The organism is Streptomyces sp. AM 2-1-1 (assembly GCF_029167645.1).
Taxonomy (GTDB): domain Bacteria; phylum Actinomycetota; class Actinomycetes; order Streptomycetales; family Streptomycetaceae; genus Streptomyces.
Genome location: NZ_CP119147.1, coordinates 2,708,833 through 2,730,182, shown reverse-complemented (window position 1 = coordinate 2,730,182; position 21,350 = coordinate 2,708,833). Strand labels below are relative to the sequence as shown.

Sequence of the window (21,350 nt, the reverse complement as noted above, 5' to 3'; positions counted from 1 at the left end):
GACCAGCTCGGCGGGGGTGAAGCGGTCACATCCGTGCAGCTTCGGAGAAGCGCGTCAGGTGCGCGGGTCGGCCGGGCCGGCCGGGCAAGGCAGGCCCGCCTGAGCCGGGTAAGCCCCACCTGACGGCGAAGGGGTGCCACCGCCGTCGTTAGGCTGCGGACATGTCTGTACTCATCCACGTCTTCGTCGCCCTGCACATCATCGGTATCGCCTCCCTGCTGGGCGGCTTCCTGACGCAGATGAAGGCGATGGGCGCCGGAACCGCCCGGTTCGTCCCCGCGATGCTGCACGGCGCGCTCACCATGCTGGTCACCGGTGTCGCCCTCGTCGGCTTCCACCAGGCCGACGACAACCCGGTGAACAACGTCAAGATCGGCGTCAAGCTGCTGGTCCTCGTCGTGATCCTCGCCCTCGTCTACCTCAAGCGGGACGAGGAGAAGGTGTCCAAGGGCGCCTTCGCGGCCGTGGGCGGACTGACCGTCGCCAACATCTTCATCGCCACCCTCTGGACCTGATCCCCCGCCACCCTCTGGACCTGATCCGGCCGGTGCCCGGGAGGGCACGGGCGAACCCTCCGGTCAGCCCGGGCGGACGCTGCCGTAGATCGGCATGTAGAAGATCGACTCCTCGCGGACGTACGCACCCGGCTTCGGCGCGTGGACCATCATCCCGTCACCCTTGTAGATGCCGACGTGGCTGATGTCGTCGTAGAAGAAGACCAGGTCCCCGGGCCGGAGGTCCGCCGTCGCGACCGCCGTGCCGACGTTCACCTGGTCCCAGGTGGTCCGCGGCAGGTCGACGCCCGCCTCCCGCCAGGCGGCCTGGGTCAGCCCGGAGCAGTCGTACGACGCGGGGCCGGTGGCCCCCCAGACGTACGGCTTGCCGATCTGGGACTCGGCGAACGCCAGGGCCTGGGCGCCCTTGCCGGACGCCGTCGGGGCCGGGGCCGGGGCCGGCGTCGAGCCGGTGGCGGTGGTGTCCGCCGGCGTCCGGGTGGAGACCGCGGCGGCGGCAGCAGTGGCGGCATCGGCGGCCGCCTCGTCGGCCGCCTCCTTCGCGGCGGCCTGCTCGGCGGCGAGCTTCTCCGCCTTCTTCCGGGCCTCGGCTTCCTTCTTCCGCTCCAGCTCCGCGAGGCGCGCCTTCTCCTGGGCGGTCAGCTCGGAGAGCAGCGTGCGCGCCTCGGAGAGCTTGTCCTGCACGTCCTGCTTGCTGCTGCGCAGATCGGCCTGGGACGCGGTCAGCGTCCGGAGGCTCTCCATCGCCTCGGTGCGCTTCTCGGCCGCCGCCAGCTGCTGCGTACGGAAGTCGTCGACCGCCTTCTGCTGCTGGCTGCTCCGCCGCTTCATCAGCTGGTCCTGGTCGAAGTACGACTGCGGGTCGTCCGCCAGGAAGAACGTCATCGAGGACGCCAGACCGCCGGTGCGGTACTGGGCCGCCGCATAGTTGCCGAGCGCGCGGCGGGCCTCGTTGACCTTGTCCGCCCGCTGGGCCGCCTCCTCCAGCAGGGTGTCCATCCGGTCCTGCTGCTCGGCCGTGGCGTCCTTCGCCCGGTTGTACTCCTGCGTGGCCGAACCCGCCTCGCGGTAAAGGGTGTCGACCCTCTTCTGCACGTCCTCGATGCTCGGCTTGGGCGCCGAGGGGGCGGCCGTCGCGCTCTGCGTGGAGAGCAGCGTCACCGAGGCCAGTGCCACCGTGGTGAAGCCCACGGCCGAAGACGGGATGCGCACCGGGGTGCGCGGTTTGCGATGCGATGCCAAGAGAGGCATCTCCTTCCGTGGACCGCCTGCCAGACCTGCGTCGTTCGACCTGTCCGGGGTTGCGGGTCGCCCGGCTGAGCACGGTAGCCAAGCGGCGGGGCGGCTGGGAAGGGCGGTGAGCGATATGCCCGATACATTTTCGTGACCTTGGTCGCAGGGGTGCGGCGGGGGGACGTTTCCCTCGCGCGCCGCGCACGGCTCCTGACGCCCGGTGACCGTACGGCCGGCGGTTGTGCCAAGGCTGCCCGGAGTGTCGGTGGAGCCCTCTAAACTCGACAAGCGATGAGCAGCCTCTTTGACGACAGTTTCCTGACCGGCCTCCAGCCCGCGGAGGAGACGCCCCCGCCGCCGCCCGAGGACCACGCGTCCGAGGAGGAGCCCGAGGGCCTCTTCGCGGGCATCTTCGACGCGCCCCCGCCGCCCCGGGACGGCTACTACCGTGACGGCGCTCCGCGCCCGGTCCTCGACTCCGCCGCACTGCTCGACGGTCTCAACACCGAGCAGCGCGCCGCCGTCGTGCACGCCGGGTCGCCACTGCTCATCGTCGCGGGCGCCGGCTCCGGCAAGACCCGGGTGCTCACCCACCGCATCGCCCACCTCCTCGCCGAGCGCGGTACGCACCCCGGGCAGATCCTGGCGATCACCTTCACCAACAAGGCCGCCGGGGAGATGAAGGAGCGGGTCGAGCAGCTCGTCGGTCCCCGCGCCCACGCCATGTGGGTCATGACCTTCCACAGCGCGTGCGTACGCATCCTGCGCCGCGAGTCGAAGCGGCTCGGCTTCACCTCGTCGTTCTCGATCTACGACGCGGCCGACTCCAAGCGGCTGATGGCGCTGGTCTGCCGCGATCTCGACCTCGACCCCAAGCGCTACCCGCCGAAGTCCTTCACCGCCAAGGTCTCCAACCTCAAGAACGAGCTCATCGACGAGGAGACCTTCGCCGGGCAGGCCGCCGACGGCTTCGAGAAGACCCTGGCCCAGGCGTACGCGCTCTACCAGGCGCGGCTGCGCGAGGCCAACGCCCTCGACTTCGACGACATCATCATGACGACGGTCCACCTGCTCCAGGCGTTCCCCGACGTCGCCGAGCACTACCGCCGCCGCTTCCGGCACATCCTGGTCGACGAGTACCAGGACACCAACCACGCGCAGTACACCCTCGTGCGCGAGCTGGTCGGCCCGGCCGACGGGCCGGAGGCGCCCGGTGAGCTGTGCGTCGTCGGCGACGCCGACCAGTCGATCTACGCCTTCCGGGGCGCGACGATCCGCAACATCCTCCAGTTCGAGGAGGACTACCCGGACGCCACCACGATCCTGCTGGAGCAGAACTACCGCTCCACGCAGACGATCCTCTCGGCCGCCAACGCCGTCATCGAGCGCAACGAGAGCCGCCGCCCCAAGAACCTCTGGACCAACGCCGGCACCGGCACCCGGATCACCGGGTACGTCGCCGACACCGAGCACGACGAGGCGCAGTTCGTCGCCGACGAGATCGACCGGCTCACCGACGCGGGCGACGCCAAAGCCGGCGACGTCGCGGTCTTCTACCGCACCAACGCGCAGTCCCGCGTCTTCGAAGAGATCTTCATCCGCGTCGGCCTGCCCTACAAGGTCGTCGGCGGCGTCCGCTTCTACGAGCGCAAGGAGGTCCGGGACATCCTGGCCTACCTCCGGGTGCTCGCCAACCCCGAGGACACCGTCCCGCTGCGCCGCATCCTCAACGTGCCCAAGCGCGGCATCGGCGACCGTGCGGAAGCGATGATCGACGCGCTCTCGCAGCGCGAGAAGATCTCCTTCGCGCAGGCGCTCCGCCGGGTCGACGAGGCGTACGGCATGGCGGCCCGCTCGACGAACGCGGTGAAGCGGTTCAACACGCTGATGGAGGAGCTGCGCACCGTCGTCGAGTCGGGGGCCGGCCCCGCGGTCGTGCTGGAAGCCGTCATGGAGCGCACCGGGTACCTCGCCGAGCTCCAGGCGTCCACCGACCCGCAGGACGAGACCCGCATCGAGAACCTCCAGGAACTCGCCGCCGTGGCGCTGGAGTTCGAGCAGGAGCAGGGCCGTGCGGTGGCTCCGGACGAGGCGGCGGGCGAGGGAGCCGGGGCGGCCTCCGCTGCCGGTCCCGGCCTCGACGCCGGTGTGGACGCCGACGTCGCGGGCATCTCCGGGACGCTCGCCGAGTTCCTGGAGCGGGTCGCCCTGGTCGCCGACTCCGACCAGATCCCCGACGAGGACGAGGACGGCTCCGGCGTCATCACGCTGATGACGCTCCACACCGCCAAGGGCCTGGAGTTCCCCGTCGTCTTCCTCACCGGCATGGAGGACGGCGTCTTCCCGCACATGCGGGCGCTCGGCCAGGTGAAGGAGCTGGAGGAGGAGCGCCGCCTCGCGTACGTCGGGATCACCCGCGCCCGCGAGCGCCTCTACCTCACCCGCGCCTCCATGCGGAGCGCCTGGGGCCAGCCCTCGTACAACCCGGCGTCGCGGTTCCTGGAGGAGATCCCGGACCAGCACCTGGAGTGGAAGCGGAAGGGGCCGATGGCGGCCTCGGCCGGACCCACCTCGGGGATCACCTCGTCGCTCTCCTCCTCCCGCTCCCGCTCCGGCCCCTCCGGATTCGCGACCCGGCGTGCCGGCGAGAAGCCGGTGGTCACGCTCGTGGTCGGGGACCGTGTCACGCACGACCAGTTCGGCCTGGGCACGGTGACCGCCGTCGACGGCTTCGGCGACCAGGCCAAGGCCACCGTCGACTTCGGCGACGAACGGCCCAAGAAGCTGCTGCTGCGGTACGCCCCCGTCGAGAAGCTGTAGTCCCTCTCGTCCTGGATGCGGCGGACCGACGCGCCGACGCACGGAGGGCCGGGTCTTCGCGACCCGGCCCTCCGTGCGTCGGTCGAGCGACCGTACCTACCCCGTGCTCACTGCGGGTCGAGCCCGTGGCTCTGCAGCCAGGCCAGCGGGTTGATCGCGGAGCCACCGCCGGGCCGCACCTCGAAGTGCAGGTGCGGGCCGGTGGAATTGCCCGAGTTGCCGGAGTACGCGATGACGTCGCCGGCCTTCACCGGGCCCGAGCGGATCCGGGTACTGCTCAGGTGGCAGTACCAGGTCTCGGTGCCGTCCTCCGTCGTCACGATCGCCATGTTGCCGTAGGCGCTGTTCCACTGGGTGCGCACTGTGCCGTCGGTCGCGGCCATCACCTGTGTCCCGTACTGCACGGGGAAGTCGATGCCGGTGTGCACGGACATCCAGTTGACCCCGGCCTGTCCGAAGTACGCGCTCAGACCGTGCTGCGCGACCGGCAGCAGGTACTTCGGGCGGGCGGCCTCCTTGCGGGCGGCCTCCTCCTCGCGCTTCTTCTTCTCGGTTGCCTGCCGCTCCTTGAGGTCGATGCGCTCCTGCGTACGGCTCGCCCGGTCGCGGAAGTCCGCACCGGCGGCGTTGACCCCCGCGAGCTGCGTGTCCAGCTTGGAGTTGGAGGCGAGCACCTTGACGGTGGCCGTGTCGGCGGCGGCCATCGTCGTCGTGTCGTCCTTGGTCTCCTCGCCGCCGCCGAGCCCGCCGACCGATGCGGCCGCGATGCCCGCGACGCCCATCACGCAGGCGGAAGGAACCGCGATGGTCAGCAGGGCGGTCCGCTTGGCGGGCGAACGGCGCCGGGCACGGTTCCGGTGGGCGGGCCGGCCCTCGGGCCGTCCATCGGTACGGACCTCGGGGTGGTACGGGTCGGGCCAGGTGTCCGGTTGACCGGACAGGTCCTCGGGCTCGGGGGCGGGGTCCTGCGCGGCCTCTCGGACGCCGGGGCGTGCGGGCCGCTCGTCCTGGACGAACGCCTCGTCGTCCGGCGCGGGCCGCCGCTCCTCGGCCACCAGGTCCTCGTGCGGCGGGTGTTCGGGCGCCCGGTGTTCGGGGTGCTGCCCGTCGGAGGCGTAGGACGTGTGTTCCTGGGGGTACGCCTCCGTCCCGGGCGTGGCGCCGGGGTCCGGCGCGGTGTTCCAGGCGGTCGCGTCGTAGGCGCCGCTGTCGTACGCACCGGTGGCGAAGGCGGTGGGCGCGTAGGCCCGGACGCCGGAGGCGGGGGTGTCGTAGCCGCTGTCGTAGCCGGATCCGCCCGGGGCGAAGGCCTGGGAATCGTAGGCGCCGGTGGCGTGGGATCCGCTGTCGTGAGCACCGGTGCCGGTGTCGTACGCGCTGGTGTCGTACGTGCCGGTCTCGTAGGCGCCGGTGGCGTAGGCGGTGGCCCCGTGGTGCGGCGCCTGCGCCTCGTACGCGCCGGCCGGCGTGGCGGACGGGTACGCGCCCGTCTCGTACAGGGCCGACTCGAAGGTGGTGGTGGGGAAGGCACCGGTGTCGGTGAAGCCCCACTGTCCGGTCGTGGTGTGGGTCGCCGCCTGCTGCCAGGCGCTGGAGTCCCACTGTCCGGTCCCGTCCGGGGGGATGGCCGGCCAGCCTCCGGTGGTCGTGTCGTACGCGGGCTGCTGCGCCCCCCGGGACTCTGCCCCGTAGGGGTCGTACGAGCCGGGGTGCGCGCCCGCTCCGCCGTGGGCGCCGTTCTCCCAGGAGGAGTCGGCGGCGTAGGGGGTGTGCTGACCGGCGTACGCGTCGTGGTGGGTGGCCGTGTCGTGGAGGGCGGCCGCGGGGCCCGCCGGGCAACCGACGGCGTATCCGGGACCGGGGACGACGCCCTGCTCTGCGGGGAGCGTCCCGAAGAGCGGATCGGCAGGGTAGCTGCCAGTCTGTGACGCGTCGTATCCGGCGTACCCGGCGTGGGTGTGCTGGTCGTTCACCAACTTCTCTCTCGCCTCGGCAGCAGGACCAGTCCGGAGTTCAGTGGGGTGAGCCCCGGGGGAAGCAGTGGCCGCGACTGTACCTGGCGGTGTGTGACGGCCACAATCATCAGAAGGGTTTGGTCTCCGCGAAATCGGGCATTCGAGCGCCTTTCGACGCAGTGAAGACCCGGTGTTGGCGTTGCGTTCGAAGATCTTGTTCTCTTTTGCGCCCTGCCTGTTGACGGAGCGTAGTCAAGTCGGCCGTCGAGAGAGGGGGATCGGGTGCGAGGCGGGGGAGAAGCGGGACCCGGTATCCCGTGTGGGTCCCCGCGGCGGGAACGGCGAAGGGCCCGCGAACACTTCGCGGCGCGACGGGACACACCTGACGCACCTCGCACACGGTGATCCGATGCGCAGGAGCCCGCCCGGCCCGGGGCCTCGTCCCCTCAGGCCACGGTCGCACCGCCCGCGAGCGGGAGCCCGCCCGAGCGGTCGAGTTCCTGGCGGATGCGGGCGGCGACGGCCGGGTGCACGGGGAGGGCGAGGTGGCCGATCCCCGTGACCCGTACGTTCTCGGCGTCGAGATCCGGGTGGTCGATGCACGCGGTGCGTACGGGGACCATCACCCGGTCCAGTTCGCTCCAGAAGGAGACGAAGTGCGTCCGGCACCCCGGCGCCGGGGTGCGCAGTTCGTCGATGAGGGCGGAACCGGTCCGCATCTGCCGCACGATCGGATGGGCGCTCGCCAGGGAGGCGACCGAGGTGCCGTTGTGCGGGGTGCCGAGGGTGACCAGGACGCGGACCCGGTGGTCGCCGCCGAGGCGCTGGACGTAGTACCGCGCGATCAGGCCGCCCAGGCTGTGGCCGACGATGTCCACCCGCGGATGACCGGTGCGGGCGCAGATCTCCTCGACGTGGCGACCCAGCAGTTCGGCGGCCGAGCGGATGTCACAGGTCAGCGGTGAGTAGTTGAGCGACTCCAGATGGCGTCTGCCGTGCCGGGCGAGGGAGCGGCGGAGCAGCACGAAGACGGAGCGGTTGTCGATGAAGCCGTGCAGCAGGACGACCGGCGGCCGGTCGTCCTCCGGGGCGGTGGGCAGCGCGGTCACTCCGCGCGGCAGGACATCCGTGCCGAGCTCCTGGTCGGCGCCGGGGACGTCGCGCCGGCGTTCCGGGGTGAGCCCCGTCGGGTAGAAGAGCACGTGCCCGGCGAGGATCGCCAGATCCAGCGCGGTGGCTCTGAGCAGCGCGGACGAGGCGCACAAGCCGTCCGGCGAGGGAAGGCGCAGCAGACGTGGCAGGCGCGGGAGCAGGGTGAGCGGAGACATCACATGCATGACCGACCTCCTGCACCGGCACGCGCGAACGGCTTCGGTCCCGCGCGCCCTCAGGGGGCGCCGTGCCGAGGTCACGAGCGGTCCGTCGGGTGACGGCCTACGCGTGCGAGGGGCGGACACCGGGCGGATCTCCTCGCCCGGAACAGACCCTCGGAGGCCGGGATCCCCGGCCCGCCTGCCGCCCGGCCCCCGGCTGTCCTGGACGGACGGCCGGGAGAGCGGGCGGCCGCGGGGCCGCACCTCCGCGCCGTGCGGCTGACGGCGCGGGTGTGCGGCGACCTCTGGCGGCTCCCCTCACGACCGTCCCCGGTGGCGGATGTGCGCCTCTCGGTAAGGGGCGGCCGTATGGCGAACATGTCCCACAAGGAGATTTCCCCCCTCACGTCCTTCACGAAACGGGACGGGCCAGGAAGGATGCGGTGGATAACGTTCGTTCACGTCCGCGGGGCGTCGGGCGCGGGAGACAGCACGGAGAACCAGGTGGAGGCAGTGATGGGTGTGACCGGTCCGATGCGCGTGGTGGTGGCCAAGCCGGGGCTCGACGGCCATGACCGGGGCGCCAAGGTGATCGCGAGGGCGCTGCGGGACGCGGGTATGGAGGTCATCTACACCGGTCTCCACCAGACCCCCGAGCAGATCGTGGACACCGCGATCCAGGAGGACGCCGACGCCATCGGCCTCTCGATCCTCTCCGGCGCCCACAACACGCTCTTCGCCAAGGTGATCGAGTTGCTGAAGGAGCGGGAAGCCGAGGACATCAAGGTCTTCGGCGGCGGGATCATCCCGGAGGAAGACATCCCACCGCTCAAGGAACTCGGAGTGGCCGAAATCTTCACTCCGGGCGCCACCACCACCTCGATCGTCGCGTGGGTCAACGCCCACGTCCGCCGCCCCGCCGACGCGGACGCGTGACGGCGGTGGCGACGTCGGGCGGCTGATTCCTCCGTCGCTGCGTCGCTGGGACGGGGCGGCCGCTGCGTCGCTGGGACGGGCGTCGCTGGGACGGGGCGGGGGACGGGGACAGGGTGTGGAGGCGAGGGACGAGCGCCCGGCTTCCGTCGTCCCGACGGCGCGGCTTTCCGGCCGTACGGGCTCATCGGCCGTGTCTCTTCCGGCCGTGCGGGGTCGCACGGCCGGACGGGCCCCCAGGGGGGTCGCACGGACCCTCGCACGGCCGGCCGGCCCCTCAGGGCGGTCCCGCTGTCAGTTCGGCCTCCATGGCGGCTCGCAGCCGGAGGGTGGACACCAGGCGCTGGAAGGCCTCCGACCAGTAGCCGCCCGCTCCCGGCGGAGCGTCCTCGCGCTCGTCCACCGCGGCGGTGAGGACCTCCAGCCGATCGGCCTCGGCGGGATCGAGACAGCGCTCCGCCAGGCCCATGACCCCGCTGAAGCTCCAGGGATAACTGCCCGCTTCCCGGGCGATGTCGAGCGCGTCGACGACCGCGCGGCCGAGTGGCGCCGCCCAGGGCACCGCGCACACGCCCAGCAGCTGGAACGCGTCGGACAGACCGTGCGCCGCGATGAAACCGGCCGCCCACCGGGCGCGTTCCTCCCGGGGAAGGGTCGCGAGCAGCTTCGACCGCTCGGCGGGCGAATCGGTCCCGGTGGCGTCCGTGGAGGGCGCGGTGGGAACGCCGAGCAGCGCCCGCGCCCACTCCTCGTCCCGTTGGCGTACGGCCGCACGGCACCAGGCGGCGTGCAGGTCGGCGGCCCAGTCGTCGGCCACCGGCAGCCCCACGATGTCGCGCGCGGTGCGTCCGCCGAGCTTCGCCGTCCAGGTGGACAGCGGAGTCGCCTCGACCAACTGCCCGAACCACCACGAGCGTTCGCCCCTCCCGGCGGGAGGCACCGCGACCACCCCGTCCCGTTGCATCGCCGCGTCGCACTCGTGCGGGGCCTCGATCAGCAGCGACGGGCCACCCGACCTGCGGTCCAGACCGATGCAGGAGGCCGCGCGGGCGGCCGTCCGCCGGCCCAGCGCCGTGTCCGGCAGCATGGAGAGGAGTTCGGCTGCGGTGGCGCGGACATTGCGGCTGCGGTCCCCGAGCGCCTCCTCGAGGAAGTTCTCGTCCGCCCCGGAGAGCCCGGCCCGCAGCGTGTCCAGGAACATCAGACGGTCCTCGGCCCGCTCGTCGGACCAGGTGCCGGCGAGCAGGGCGCGGCCCGCGTCCGGGTCGCGGAGCCGTACGGCACGGAGCAGCGCGACCCGCTCCGCGAACAGCCCTTCCTCCCACAGCGCGCGCACCGCGTCCGTGCCGGCTCCGCCGGGGCTCTCCCGCAGGGCCGCCTCCGGTATGCCGTCGCGCAGGGCGAACCGCCAGTCCGGGTTGAGCCCGGCCAGCCAGCGTCCCCGCGGCCCGGCGAAGGCCAGCGCGTGCGGACGCAGGTCGGTGCGCGCCCTCGCCGCGTCGAGGAGGGGCGGGAGCAGCGTCGCGGGAGCGCGGTAGCCGTGCCCGTTCGCGGCGGCCAGCCACTGCGGAATCAGCTCCGTCAGGTCGGGGGCCGTACCGCGCCGGCCGTTCCCGGAGCCGCCGGCCCGGTCCGCCAGGAGCTGCGCGAGTCTGCGGCGTGCCGCCGGGGGCGGCGCCGGCCGGGGATCCTCGGCCGCCGGGTCCGGGAGCGCCCCGGCGGCTGCCGGGAGCAGCCCCGCCCGTCGGCGCACCGTGTGGACCGCCGCCGCGTCCAGCAGGGCGGCCGGTCCGCCGTGCGTGCCGTCCGGGGAGTGCGCGGGGCGGCGGTCCGTGCCGAGGAGAGCACGGGTGACCAGCTCCGCCCACCCCTCGGCCCCCGGGGCCGGCCGCGGGTCGGCGGAGGCCTCGGAGACGGCGACTTCGGCGGCGAGGGCTCCGGTGGTGGGGGCTTCGCCGGCGAGGGCCGGAGCCCCGATGCGGTCCGGAGCCCCGATGCGGTCCGGAGCGTCGGTCCGGGCCGGCGTTGCCGTACGCGGAGCTTCTTCGGTACGGGCCGGTGCGTCGGGGCGGTGGGGACGACGGGGGCCCGGCACGGGCGGGTTCGTGGCGGTCATGGTTCACCTCCGGCAGTCGGGACGAACGGGATGCGGGTCGGGACGACGCGGTGAAGGGGCTCCGGCGGGGCCGGCGTGACGGTGCCGGGTGCGACGGGACCAGGCCGGCGCGAGGGTGCCGGGTGCGACGGGATCAGGCCAGCGCGACGGACTCGCCAGGGTCGTGGTCGCCCCGACCGGCGGACCAGGCCGCCAACGGGGCGAAGCCGCGCGGCCCGAGCTCACCGAAGACCGTGACCGGGAAGCCACCGGAGAGTGCCGCCAGGCGCCAGAGTCCGGGCCGGGAGCGCGGATCGCCCGCGACCGGGAGTGCGGTCCGGCCCTCCTCGTCGGCGAGCTGCCAGCCCCCGGCGGAGGGCACGGGTATCGCCGCGCCCAGCACCACCGGATGCCGCTCCAGCCAGGGGTCCTCGCCCAGCGCCCGGCCGAACGCGTCGAGCGCTTCGGCGGGGGTGACTCCCGGCGGTGGGGTGCGGGCGGGCTCCGGAGCGCCGAAGACCCGGCCCAGCTCGGCCCGGCCGCCCGCGCCCGGATGCGGCGACACCTCCGCTTCCAGGACCGTGTCCACGGGGAGGGAGAGCTCCGGGGCGCGGCCGGCCGCACCGTAGGAGAGCAGCACCGCCGTGCGGCCCGTCTCCACTCCGTGGAGCCAGATCCGGCGGGTGACGAGCTTGCCGTCCGGGGTGTCGTACTGGGCGAGCACCTGCCAGCGGTCGCGCACCGACGGGCCGTCCGGAGCGGAGGGCAGCCCCACCCGGGTCCGGACCGCCGCCCGGAGCGGTGCGGGGAGGCGGTCGCGGTTCAGCCACGCCGTGTCGAGCAGGTGCAGCAACCCGCACTCCTCCAGCATCCGCACCGGCCACCCGGCACCCGACGCGGGCAGGGCGCCCAACTCGCGGACGCGTGAAGCGAGTCCGGGGGCCTGGGCGTCGACCATCCGGGCGGCGGTCTCCTCCCACCGCTCGCGTCCGGCCGGGCCGGCCGCCGCGAGACCACCGCGCAGGAGATCGGCGAGGCGCTCCTCCAACTCCCGCGCACCACCGGTGATCCGTGCGGCCCTGCGCTCGGCACGCTGGTGCGCCGCCCCGGCATCGGCCGGGCCGGCAGGGGGGCGCTCCGCCGGAGCGGCGGTGCGCACGGGCTCTCCCTCATGAGACGGCGACATGGCAACGACGTTAGGACTCCCCACTGACAATCGGGCTGACCTGCGGTGACGGTGAGTGAGGAACCGATTGTCAGTGGCGTGGTGCACGGTGGTGACCATCGGACCGAGCGATCTGGAGGGGGACCATGAGCGGGTACGAACGAGCCGGGGACGCCGCGACCACCGGGCGCGCGCCGGACGACGGCGCGGGGCCCGGCCACCGGCCGGCCGGCCGGCCGGCGGGCGGCGGTGCTCGCGGCCGGGAGGAGCCGGACGGCACCGGGACGGACGCCGGTGCGCCGGTGATCCGGCCGCACGCCGAGGACGCGTTCGCCGACGAGCTCAAGGCGCTCGCCGCCGCCGACGACCGCCCCCGGCCCGCCCGTTGGCGCCTCTCGCCGTGGGCCGTCGCCACCTACCTCCTCGGCGGGACCCTCCCGGACGGCACGGTGATCACCCCCAAGTACGTGGGTCCGCGCCGGCTCGTCGAGGTCGCCGTGACCACCCTCGCCACCGACCGCGCCCTGCTGCTCCTCGGGGTCCCCGGCACCGCCAAGACGTGGGTCTCCGAGCACCTCGCGGCGGCCGTCAGCGGGGACTCGACCCTCCTCGTCCAGGGCACCGCGGGCACGCCCGAGGAAGCGATCCGCTACGGCTGGAACTACGCACAGTTGCTCACCCGGGGCCCGAGCCGGGCCGCCCTGGTGCCCAGCCCGCTGATGCGCGCCATGGCGGAAGGGCTGACCGCCCGGGTGGAGGAGCTGACCCGCATCCCGGCCGACGTCCAGGACGCGCTCATCACGATCCTCTCGGAGAAAACCCTCCCCGTCCCCGAGCTCGGCCAGGAGGTCCAAGCGGTGCGCGGCTTCAACGTCATCGCCACCGCCAACGACCGCGACCGGGGCGTCAACGAGCTGTCGAGCGCGCTGCGCCGCCGCTTCAACACCGTCGTCCTGCCGCTCCCGGCGACCGCCGAGGAGGAGGTGGACATCGTGGCGCGGCGGGTCGACCAGCTCGGCCGTTCCCTGGACCTGCCGGCCGCCCCCGAGGGGCTGACCGAGATACGGCGCGTCGTCACCGTCTTCCGTGAACTCCGCGACGGTGTCACCACCGACGGGCGGAACCGGGTCAAGTCCCCCTCGGGGACGCTCTCGACCGCCGAGGCGATCTCCGTCGTCACCCACGGCCTCTCCCTCGCCGCGCACTTCGGCGACGGCACCCTGCGTCCCGGGGACGTGGCCGCCGGGATCCTCGGTGCCGTCGTCCGGGACCCGGTGGCCGACCGCGCCGTCTGGCAGGAGTACCTGGAGACCGTCGTCCGCGAACGGGACGGCTGGAAGGACTTCTACCGCGCCTGCCGCGAGGTCGCGCCGTGACCCCGCCGGTCGCGGCCGCCGGACCGCTGCTGCTGGGGGTGCGGCACCACGGCCCCGGCTCGGCGCGGGCCGTGCGCGCCGCGCTGGAGGCGGTGCGGCCGCGCGCCGTGCTGGTCGAAGGCCCCCCGGAGGGGGACGGGTTGCTGGCGCTCGCCGCCGATCCGGGGATGCGTCCCCCGGTGGCGCTCCTCGCGCACGCCGAGGACGATCCGGGGCTGGCGTCGTTCTGGCCGATGGCGGAGTTCTCGCCGGAGTGGGTCGCGATCCGCTGGGCGCTCGCGCACGGTGCGGCGGTCCGTTTCGTCGACCTGCCCGCCGCCCACTCCCTCGCCCTCGCGGCGGCGGCCCGGGGAGAGAGGGCCGACGAGGAACGGGACGACGCCGGCCCCGCCCCGCTCGACCCCCTCGGAGTGCTGGCCGAAGCCGCCGGTGACGACGACCCCGAGCGCTGGTGGGAGGACGTGGTCGAACACCGGACCCCGGCGCCCGGCGCCGACCCGGTCGCCCCGTTCACCGTGCTCGCCGAGGCGATGACGGCCCTGCGCGAGACGTACGGCGACGCCGGCGATCCGCGGGACGCCGTCCGCGAGGCCTTCATGCGCCTCCAGCTCCGGTCCGCGCGCAAGGAGTTCGGCGACGGGGTGGCCGTCGTCTGCGGGGCCTGGCACGTGCCCGCGCTCGCCGCGCGGACGACCCTCACCGCCGACCGTGCGCTGGTGAAGGGGCTCCCCAAGGTGCGTACCGGTGTGACCTGGGTGCCCTGGACCCACCGACGGCTGGCCCGGCACAGCGGGTACGGCGCCGGCATCGAGGCACCCGGCTGGTACGCCCACCTCTTCCAGGCCCAGGACCGCCCCGTCGAGCGGTGGATGACGAAGGTCGCGGGGGTGCTGCGCGACGCCGACCGACCCGTCTCCCCGGCCCACGTCATCGAGGCGGTACGCCTCGCCGAGACCCTCGCCGCCCTGCGCGGGCGGCCGCTCGCCGGGCTCGCCGAGGCCACCGACGCGGTCCGGGCCGTCATGTGCGACGGGGCCGACCTGCCCCTCGCGCTCGTCCACGACGCACTGGTGGTCGGAGGGGCGCTCGGCGAAGTCCCCGACGGCGCACCGGCCGTACCGCTCCAGCGGGACCTGACCCGGCAGCAGCGCACCCTGCGCCTGAAGCCCGATCCGCCGGACCGGGAGCTGGACCTCGATCTGCGCGAGGACACGGACGCGGCGAGAAGCCTGCTCCTGCACCGGCTGCGGCTGCTCGCCGTGGAGTGGGGGGAGCCGGTGACGGGCCGGGGGAGCACCGGCACCTTCCGCGAGACCTGGCGGCTGCGGTGGGAGCCGGAACTCTCGGTGCGGATCGCGGAGGCCGGTACCTGGGGCACCACCGTGCTCACCGCCGCCACCGCGAAGGCCGAGGCGGAGGCTCGGGCGGCGACCACCCTCACCGAGGTGACCGCCCTCGCCGAGCGGTGCCTCCTCGCCGGCCTGCCCGGCGCCCTGCCCGTGGTGATGCGGGCCCTCGCGGACCGCGCCGCGCTCGACGCGGACGTGGGCCGTCTCGCCGAGGCCCTGCCCGCGCTGGCCCGGTCGCTGCGGTACGGCGACGTGCGCGCCACGGACACCTCGGCCCTCGGCGAGGTCGCCGCCGGGCTGGCGACACGGATCTGCGTCGGGCTGCCGGCCGCCTGCACCGGCCTGGACGCCGACAGCGCCGAGGCGATGCGCCGCGCGGTGGACGAGGTGCACGGCGCCGTCGCACTCCTCACTGCCCCGGACCCACCGATGCCCGCGCCCACGGTGGCGCCCGGGGACCCGCACCCGGCCCCGAGCCACCGACCGGCCCCCGACCCGGACCCCGCCCCTACCGGTGACCCCGACCCCGCCCCGGACCCCGGCGTGCCGCCGGTCCCGCCCGGGCTGCGGGCCCGCTGGGCGGCGGTGCTGCGGAAGCTGTCCTCGCGGGACACGGTCGCGGGGGTCGTGCGGGGACGCGCCACCCGGCTGCTGCTCGACGAGGGCGGGATCGGGGACGCCGAGGCGGCCCGGCTCATGGGCCTCGCGCTCTCACCGGGTGTCCCGCCCCCGGACGCCGCCGCGTGGATCGACGGCTTCCTCCAGGGAGCCTCGGGCGGCGGGATGCTGCTCGTGCACGACGAGCGGCTCCTCGCGCTCGTGGACGGGTGGCTGACCGGCGTACCCGGTGACACCTTCACCGACGTGCTCCCCCTGCTGCGCCGTACGTTCTCCGCCTGCGAACCGGGTGTGCGCCGCACGCTCGGGGAGCTGGCCCGCCGGGGGCCGGCCGCCGGCGGCCGGAGACACGGACCCGGCACCGAAGCGGCGCCGCCCGGTTTCGGCCCGGAGCTGGACGGTGCCCGCGCCGACGCCGTACTCCCGGTGCTGCGGCTCGTCCTCGGCGCCGAACGCGTGCCGGGCCACCCTGCCCAGGACCTCTCCGGACCCGAACACCATAGTTTGCGCAGAGGAGTTGAGCGGTCGTGACCGACTCCGTCCCCCGGCCCGGGACCGGCACAGAGGCACCGCACCCCGCCCTCGCGGAGGCGTCCGGTGACGAGCGGCTACGGCGGTGGCGGCTGGTGCTGGGTTCCGACAGCACGGAGTCCACCGGCCACACCCCCCAGGGCCGGGACGCGGCGATGGACCGTACGCTCACCGCGCTCTACGGCGGCGCGCGGAGTCCGGGCGGGCGGGCACCCGGCGAGCGCGCGGCGGGACTCGGCGCGTCCGCACCCGCCGCCGCCCGGTGGCTCGGCGACATCCGTACCTACTTCCCCGGCCCGGTGGTCCAGGTGATGCAGCGGGACGCGATCGAGCGGCTCGGCCTCGCGGCCCTCCTGCTCGAACCGGAGATGCTGGACGCGGTCGAAGCCGACGTGCACCTCGTCGGCACCCTCCTCCAGCTCGGCGGGGCGATGCCCGAGACGACCCGGGAGTCGGCCCGGGCGGTGGTGCGCAAGGTCGTCGACGACCTGGAGAGGCGGCTGGCGAACCGGACCCGCACGACGCTCGCCGGAGCCCTCGACCGGTCCGCGCGCACCGGCCGGCCGCGCCCCCGCGACATCGACTGGAACCGCACCGTCCGCGCCAACCTCCGGAACCACGTCCCGCTCCCCGGCGACGAGGGCGCCGGCACCGTCGTGCCGGAGCGGCTCGTCGGGTACGCCCGCTCGGGCCGGGCGGTCCGCAAGGAGGTCGTGCTCTGCGTCGACCAGTCGGGTTCGATGGCCGCCTCCGTCGTCCACGCGGCCGTCTTCGGGGCGGTCCTCGCCTCGATGCGTTCCCTCGACACCCGGCTGATCGTGTTCGACACCGCCGTCGTGGACCTCACCGACCAGATCGACGACCCCGTCGACGTCCTCTTCGGCACCCGGCTCGGCGGTGGTACGGACATCGACCGGGCCCTCGCCTACTGCCAGTCGCGCCTCACCCGCCCCGCCGACACCGTCGTCGTCCTCATCAGCGACCTCTACGAAGGAGGGATACGCGACCGGATGGTCCGGCGGGTCGCGGCGATGAAGGAGTCCGGAGTGGAGTTCGTGGCGCTGCTCGCGCTCTCGGACGAGGGAGCCCCCGCGTACGACCGTGACCACGCGGCGGCCCTGGCCGCCCTCGGGGTTCCCGCGTTCGCCTGCACGCCGGACCTCTTCCCGGAGGTGATGGCGGCCGCCCTGGAGAAACGCCCCCTGCCCGTTCCGGAGGGGTGAGCGGGCGAGGAGCCCGGCGGGCGGGCACGGGGCGTCCGCCCCGCCCCGCCCCGGCCCGGGCGGGTGGTCCATCTCTCACTGCCCCGGAGACTCCCCCGCCGTCCGCACCGGCATCGCTCGCCCCACCGCGTCCGCACCCGCGCTGACCAGCGTGGCTCCGGCCCGGAGCAGCGGTGATTCGTCCCCCGCGCCCCGTTCACCAGGGGGATCTGTGACTGTAATCACCGCTCGTCCGTGATCAGGGATTTATGGTCCGGCGGAGCGCGGGGATAACCTGCCGGATGGACATGCCGCGTACCGGACACCGTGTACGCATTCCTTGGTGACAGCGCAGTCACGTTTGCCCCTCGCGGCACGCCCACGCATCAAACCAACCGCGAGACCACTAAAAGGGACGGACGCGCGTGGACCTGTTCGAGTACCAGGCGAGGGACCTCTTCGCCAAGCACGGTGTACCGGTGCTGGCCGGTGAAGTCATCGACACGCCTGAGGCAGCCCGCGAGGCGACCGAGCGGCTGGGCGGCAAGTCTGTCGTCAAGGCCCAGGTGAAGGTCGGCGGCCGCGGCAAGGCCGGCGGCGTCAAGCTCGCCGCCACGCCCGAAGAGGCCGTGGCCCGGGCCACCGACATCCTCGGCATGGACATCAAGGGCCACACGGTCCACAACGTGATGATCGCCGAGCTCTCCCCGGAGATCGAGGCGGAGTACTACGTCTCGTACCTCCTCGACCGCACCAACCGCACCTTCCTGGCCATGGCCTCGGTGCAGGGTGGCATGGACATCGAGGAGGTCGCGGAGAAGACCCCCGAGGCCCTCGCGAAGGTCCCGGTCAACGCCGTCGACGGTGTCGACATCGCCAAGGCCCGCGAGATCGTGGCCCAGGCGAAGTTCCCGGCCGACGTGGCCGAGGGTGTCGCCGAGGCCCTGGTGACCCTCTGGGACACCTTCGTCGCCGAGGACGCGCTCCTCGTCGAGGTCAACCCGCTGGTGAAGACCAAGGACGGCCGCATCCTGGCCCTGGACGGCAAGGTCTCGCTCGACGAGAACGCCGACTTCCGCCAGCCCGGCCACGAGGCGCTCGAGGACAAGGCCGCCGCCAACCCCCTCGAAGCCGCCGCGAAGGCCAAGAACCTCAACTACGTCAAGCTCGAGGGCGAGGTCGGCATCATCGGTAACGGTGCCGGTCTGGTCATGTCGACCCTGGACGTCGTCGCGTACGCCGGTGAGAACCACGGCAACGTGAAGCCCGCCAACTTCCTCGACATCGGTGGCGGCGCCTCCGCCGAGGTCATGGCGAACGGCCTCGAGATCATCCTCGGCGACCCGGACGTCAAGTCCGTCTTCGTCAACGTCTTCGGTGGCATCACCGCGTGCGACGAGGTCGCCAACGGCATCGTCCAGGCGCTCGCGCTGCTGGAGACCAAGGGCGAGAAGGTCGAGAAGCCGCTCGTCGTGCGCCTCGACGGCAACAACGCGGAGCTGGGTCGCAAGATCCTTTCCGATGCCAACCACCCGCTGGTCCAGCGCGTGGACACCATGGACGGCGCGGCCGACAAGGCCGCCGAGCTCGCCGCGGCTGCGAAGTAAGGGACGAGGGACTCCAACACCATGGCAATCTTCCTCACCAAGGACAGCAAGGTCATCGTCCAGGGGATGACCGGCGCCACGGGCATGAAGCACACCAAGCTCATGCTGGCCGACGGCACCAACATCGTCGGTGGCGTGAACCCGCGCAAGGCCGGCACGACCGTCGACTTCGACGGCACCGAGGTCCCGGTCTTCGGCTCCGTCGCCGAGGCGATGGAGAAGACGGGCGCCGACGTGTCCGTCCTCTTCGTGCCGCCGGCGTTCGCGAAGGCCGCCGTCGTCGAGGCGATCGACGCCGAGATCCCCCTCGCCGTCGTCATCACCGAGGGCATCGCCGTCCACGACTCCGCCGCCTTCTGGGCGTACGCGGGCTCGAAGGGCAACAAGACCCGGATCATCGGCCCGAACTGCCCGGGTCTGATCACCCCCGGCCAGTCCAACGCCGGCATCATCCCGGGCGACATCACCAAGCCCGGCCGCATCGGTCTCGTGTCCAAGTCCGGCACGCTGACCTACCAGATGATGTACGAGCTCCGCGACATCGGCTTCTCCTCCGCCGTCGGCATCGGTGGCGACCCGGTCATCGGCACGACCCACATCGACGCCCTCGCGGCGTTCGAGGCGGACCCCGAGACCGACCTGATCGTCATGATCGGTGAGATCGGTGGCGACGCCGAGGAGCGTGCCGCCGACTTCATCGCGAAGAACGTCACGAAGCCGGTCGTCGGCTACGTCGCCGGCTTCACCGCGCCCGAGGGCAAGACCATGGGCCACGCCGGCGCCATCGTCTCCGGCTCCTCCGGCACGGCTGCCGCGAAGAAGGAGGCCCTGGAGGCCGCCGGCGTGAAGGTCGGCAAGACGCCGACCGAGACCGCCAAGCTGGCGCGCGAGATCCTCGGCGCCTGATCTTCCGCGGCGTGGACCGCGGTCCGCGGCGGCACCGCCGCCGCGCGCCGGGTGCACGCGACGCGACGGCGCGGGCCCGTACCCCTCACCGGGGGTGCGGGCCCGCGCCGTTTTCCGTCGTGGCGGCCGGGGAGAGCGACCGTCAGCGCACCTGCGGGACGAGGCGTTCCGGGCCGTCGACGAGTTGCTGACGCAACGACGCCAGCAGGTCCAGGTCCTGTTCGGTCAGGTGCGGCGGGCCACCGCGCGGCGGTACGCCCCCGACGCGTGAGGCGGGGGAGAGGGGCTCCTCGTAGCGGGTCGGCGCGGTGTGCAGGGTGAAGGCGGTCGCGCCGATGAGCAGGGCGGCGAACACGATGGCCGCCCGGGTCCACAGCTGGGCCTTGCGCTCGCTCCCTCCACGCACGGCCCCGGGGGCGGGCAGGACCGGCGGCGGTTCGTCGGTGGCGAACGCGGCGAGCCGCTCCCGCAGCAGGGCGGAGAGCTCCGGGTACGACGGGGCCGCGGCCAGCTCCGGCAGCCGCTCGGCGAGCGCCGCATGGGCGTTCATCAGCCGGCCGGCGGCGGCCGGAGTGCTCGCCTCCGTCTCGGCCGCCGTCTCCGGGAGGTCGAGCCCGACGCTGTCGTAGAGCACCAGCGTGCGCCGGGAGGAGGGCGGCAGCGCGAGGAGCGCCTCCAGCAGCGCCCGCCGCTCCGGGTCGGCGGGCGGCGCGTCCGGGTGGCGGTGGACACGGCGCACGCGGTGCCAGGGCGAGAGGGCGTACTCGTGCGCGGCGGCCCGTACCCAGCCCGCCGGGTCCCGGTCCACGGCGACTTCGGGCCACCGCTCCCACGCCGCGTGGAACGCGCGCTCCACGGACTCCCGGGACAGGGCCCGACGGCCCGTCAAAAGGAAGGCCTGACCCACCAGTCCGGGTGCGGCCCGGTGGTAGAGCGAGTCGAAAGCCGCCTCCGGGGTCTGTCCCGGAAGAATCTCGGGCGCGGGCGGCGCCCACCCCGGAACGGCGTCGTCCGGGGCGGGGCCGGCGTCGTCCGGGGGGAGGACAGAGTCGTCCGGGGCGGGGCCGGCGTCGTCCGGGACCGGAACGGAGTCGGACGGGGCGGTCACGGGGTCGGGCTCGGGCGGCGGCATGGAGGTGCTCCCGGTGTCTGCGGGGGAGGGAGGCGGCGCGGCGGCCTCGGCGGACGCGGGGCCCGGTGCCGGCGCGGGAGCCGTGCCGGAGGAAACGCCGGAGGAAGTGACGGACACGGGCCCGGACCCGGAGGAACTCGCGGTGGACGCGGCCGGGCTCGCGGTGGGCGCCGGGTCCGCCGGACGGTGCGCGGGCGGCGCGCCGCGCTCGGGTGCCGGTCCCGGAGGGCCGTCCGGCGGGCGGGCCCGGGCCTTCGAGGAGTACGGCGGGCCCGCGTCCCGGCGGTCCGCGCACCCGAGGAGCCGGGCGTACACCGCGCGCTTGCGCCCCCGGGGGTCGGTCCGCCCGGACTCCCAGGACCGGACGGTGGCCGGGGTGACCCCGACCACCGAGGCCACCTGCTCCTCGCTCAGTGACTTCGCCTCGCGCAGTCTGCGCCGCTCCTTGGGAGCGGGCAGCGGGGCGTCGGCGGTGCTGATCTCACGCTCCGTCACGGGTGTCTCCCGTAGCACTGCCACTGCACCGGGTGAAAAAGTACATAAACGTATATTGGGCGACACGGCGCCCGTTCGCCCGTTACACGGATTCAGCGCGTGTCG

The 21,350-nt window shown here is 73.7% G+C and carries 14 protein-coding genes; 8 read left to right on the top strand and 6 right to left on the bottom strand.

Annotated elements, in window-relative coordinates; all coding sequences use genetic code 11:
• Positions 1–161: 161 nt before the first annotated feature.
• A complete protein-coding gene (locus PZB77_RS11530) occupies positions 162–515 on the top strand; it encodes a hypothetical protein (RefSeq protein WP_275492493.1) in 354 nt (117 codons plus the stop codon).
• A gap of 63 nt (positions 516–578) precedes the next feature.
• Here the strand turns inward: PZB77_RS11530 and PZB77_RS11525 are convergent, their stop codons facing one another.
• Positions 579–1,766, bottom strand: a complete 1,188-nt coding sequence (locus tag PZB77_RS11525) for an NlpC/P60 family protein (RefSeq protein WP_275492492.1) — start codon at positions 1,764–1,766, stop codon at positions 579–581.
• Between the two features lie 273 nt (positions 1,767–2,039).
• Between PZB77_RS11525 and PZB77_RS11520 the strand changes: the two genes are divergently transcribed.
• Complete coding sequence (locus PZB77_RS11520) at positions 2,040–4,568, top strand: ATP-dependent DNA helicase (RefSeq protein ID WP_275492491.1); 2,529 nt, start codon at positions 2,040–2,042, stop codon at positions 4,566–4,568.
• Between the two features lie 107 nt (positions 4,569–4,675).
• Here PZB77_RS11520 and PZB77_RS11515 read toward each other — a convergent pair whose 3' ends face one another.
• Together PZB77_RS11515 and PZB77_RS11510 are read right to left on the bottom strand one after the other, a co-directional pair.
• Positions 4,676–6,541, bottom strand: a complete 1,866-nt coding sequence (locus PZB77_RS11515; protein ID WP_275492490.1) for a peptidoglycan DD-metalloendopeptidase family protein — start codon at positions 6,539–6,541, stop codon at positions 4,676–4,678.
• A 428-nt stretch (positions 6,542–6,969) separates the two neighbouring features.
• The gene (locus tag PZB77_RS11510; RefSeq protein ID WP_275492489.1) at positions 6,970–7,860 is read right to left on the bottom strand and encodes an alpha/beta fold hydrolase; all 891 of its coding nucleotides are present in this window, start codon (positions 7,858–7,860) and stop codon (positions 6,970–6,972) included.
• Between the two features lie 492 nt (positions 7,861–8,352).
• On the opposite strand from PZB77_RS11510, the gene PZB77_RS11505 reads away from it, so the two are divergent.
• Entirely contained in the window at positions 8,353–8,772 is a 420-nt protein-coding gene (locus tag PZB77_RS11505) for a cobalamin B12-binding domain-containing protein (RefSeq protein WP_275492488.1), read from the top strand.
• Positions 8,773–9,046: 274 nt separating this feature from the next.
• Here the strand turns inward: PZB77_RS11505 and PZB77_RS11500 are convergent, their stop codons facing one another.
• Together PZB77_RS11500 and PZB77_RS11495 are read right to left on the bottom strand one after the other, a co-directional pair.
• The gene (locus PZB77_RS11500; RefSeq protein WP_275492487.1) at positions 9,047–10,885 is read right to left on the bottom strand and encodes a DUF5691 domain-containing protein; all 1,839 of its coding nucleotides are present in this window, start codon (positions 10,883–10,885) and stop codon (positions 9,047–9,049) included.
• A 133-nt stretch (positions 10,886–11,018) separates the two neighbouring features.
• Positions 11,019–12,050 carry an SWIM zinc finger family protein gene (locus tag PZB77_RS11495; RefSeq protein ID WP_275492486.1) on the bottom strand — a complete coding sequence of 344 codons (1,032 nt, stop codon included), beginning with the start codon at positions 12,048–12,050 and terminating at the stop codon, positions 11,019–11,021.
• A gap of 125 nt (positions 12,051–12,175) precedes the next feature.
• Between PZB77_RS11495 and PZB77_RS11490 the strand changes: the two genes are divergently transcribed.
• The 5 genes from PZB77_RS11490 to sucD all read left to right on the top strand — a co-directional run bounded on the left by PZB77_RS11490 (position 12,176) and on the right by sucD (position 19,618).
• Complete coding sequence (locus PZB77_RS11490; RefSeq protein WP_275492485.1) at positions 12,176–13,405, top strand: AAA family ATPase; 1,230 nt, start codon at positions 12,176–12,178, stop codon at positions 13,403–13,405.
• Entirely contained in the window at positions 13,402–15,903 is a 2,502-nt protein-coding gene (locus PZB77_RS11485; protein ID WP_275492484.1) for a DUF5682 family protein, read from the top strand. The genes PZB77_RS11490 and PZB77_RS11485 overlap by 4 nt, the downstream gene beginning before the upstream one ends.
• Positions 15,904–15,995: 92 nt before the next feature.
• Positions 15,996–17,126: a VWA domain-containing protein gene (locus PZB77_RS11480; RefSeq protein WP_275496019.1), complete on the top strand. Its 1,131-nt coding sequence runs from the start codon at positions 15,996–15,998 to the stop codon at positions 17,124–17,126.
• A gap of 404 nt (positions 17,127–17,530) precedes the next feature.
• The gene (gene sucC, locus PZB77_RS11475; RefSeq protein ID WP_275492483.1) at positions 17,531–18,712 is read left to right on the top strand and encodes an ADP-forming succinate--CoA ligase subunit beta; all 1,182 of its coding nucleotides are present in this window, start codon (positions 17,531–17,533) and stop codon (positions 18,710–18,712) included.
• A gap of 21 nt (positions 18,713–18,733) precedes the next feature.
• Positions 18,734–19,618, top strand: a complete 885-nt coding sequence (gene sucD, locus PZB77_RS11470) for a succinate--CoA ligase subunit alpha (protein WP_266708217.1) — start codon at positions 18,734–18,736, stop codon at positions 19,616–19,618.
• Between the two features lie 142 nt (positions 19,619–19,760).
• On the opposite strand, the gene PZB77_RS11465 is transcribed toward sucD, so the two are convergent.
• Positions 19,761–21,245 carry a transcriptional regulator gene (locus PZB77_RS11465; RefSeq protein WP_275492481.1) on the bottom strand — a complete coding sequence of 495 codons (1,485 nt, stop codon included), beginning with the start codon at positions 21,243–21,245 and terminating at the stop codon, positions 19,761–19,763.
• Positions 21,246–21,350 lie beyond the last annotated feature (105 nt).

What these genes read in the sequence shown, in the direction of transcription:
- PZB77_RS11505 (WP_275492488.1), top strand. Translation starts at nt 8,353, where the DNA reads ATGGGTGTGACCGGTCCGATGCGCGTGGTGGTGGCCAAGCCGGGGCTC.
- PZB77_RS11530 (WP_275492493.1), top strand. Translation starts at nt 162, where the DNA reads ATGTCTGTACTCATCCACGTCTTCGTCGCCCTGCACATCATCGGTATC.
- PZB77_RS11490 (WP_275492485.1), top strand. Translation starts at nt 12,176, where the DNA reads ATGAGCGGGTACGAACGAGCCGGGGACGCCGCGACCACCGGGCGCGCG.
- PZB77_RS11525 (WP_275492492.1), bottom strand. Translation starts at nt 1,766, where the DNA reads ATGCCTCTCTTGGCATCGCATCGCAAACCGCGCACCCCGGTGCGCATC.
- PZB77_RS11495 (WP_275492486.1), bottom strand. Translation starts at nt 12,050, where the DNA reads ATGTCGCCGTCTCATGAGGGAGAGCCCGTGCGCACCGCCGCTCCGGCG.
- sucD (WP_266708217.1), top strand. Translation starts at nt 18,734, where the DNA reads ATGGCAATCTTCCTCACCAAGGACAGCAAGGTCATCGTCCAGGGGATG.
- PZB77_RS11510 (WP_275492489.1), bottom strand. Translation starts at nt 7,860, where the DNA reads ATGCATGTGATGTCTCCGCTCACCCTGCTCCCGCGCCTGCCACGTCTG.
- PZB77_RS11520 (WP_275492491.1), top strand. Translation starts at nt 2,040, where the DNA reads ATGAGCAGCCTCTTTGACGACAGTTTCCTGACCGGCCTCCAGCCCGCG.
- PZB77_RS11500 (WP_275492487.1), bottom strand. Translation starts at nt 10,885, where the DNA reads ATGACCGCCACGAACCCGCCCGTGCCGGGCCCCCGTCGTCCCCACCGC.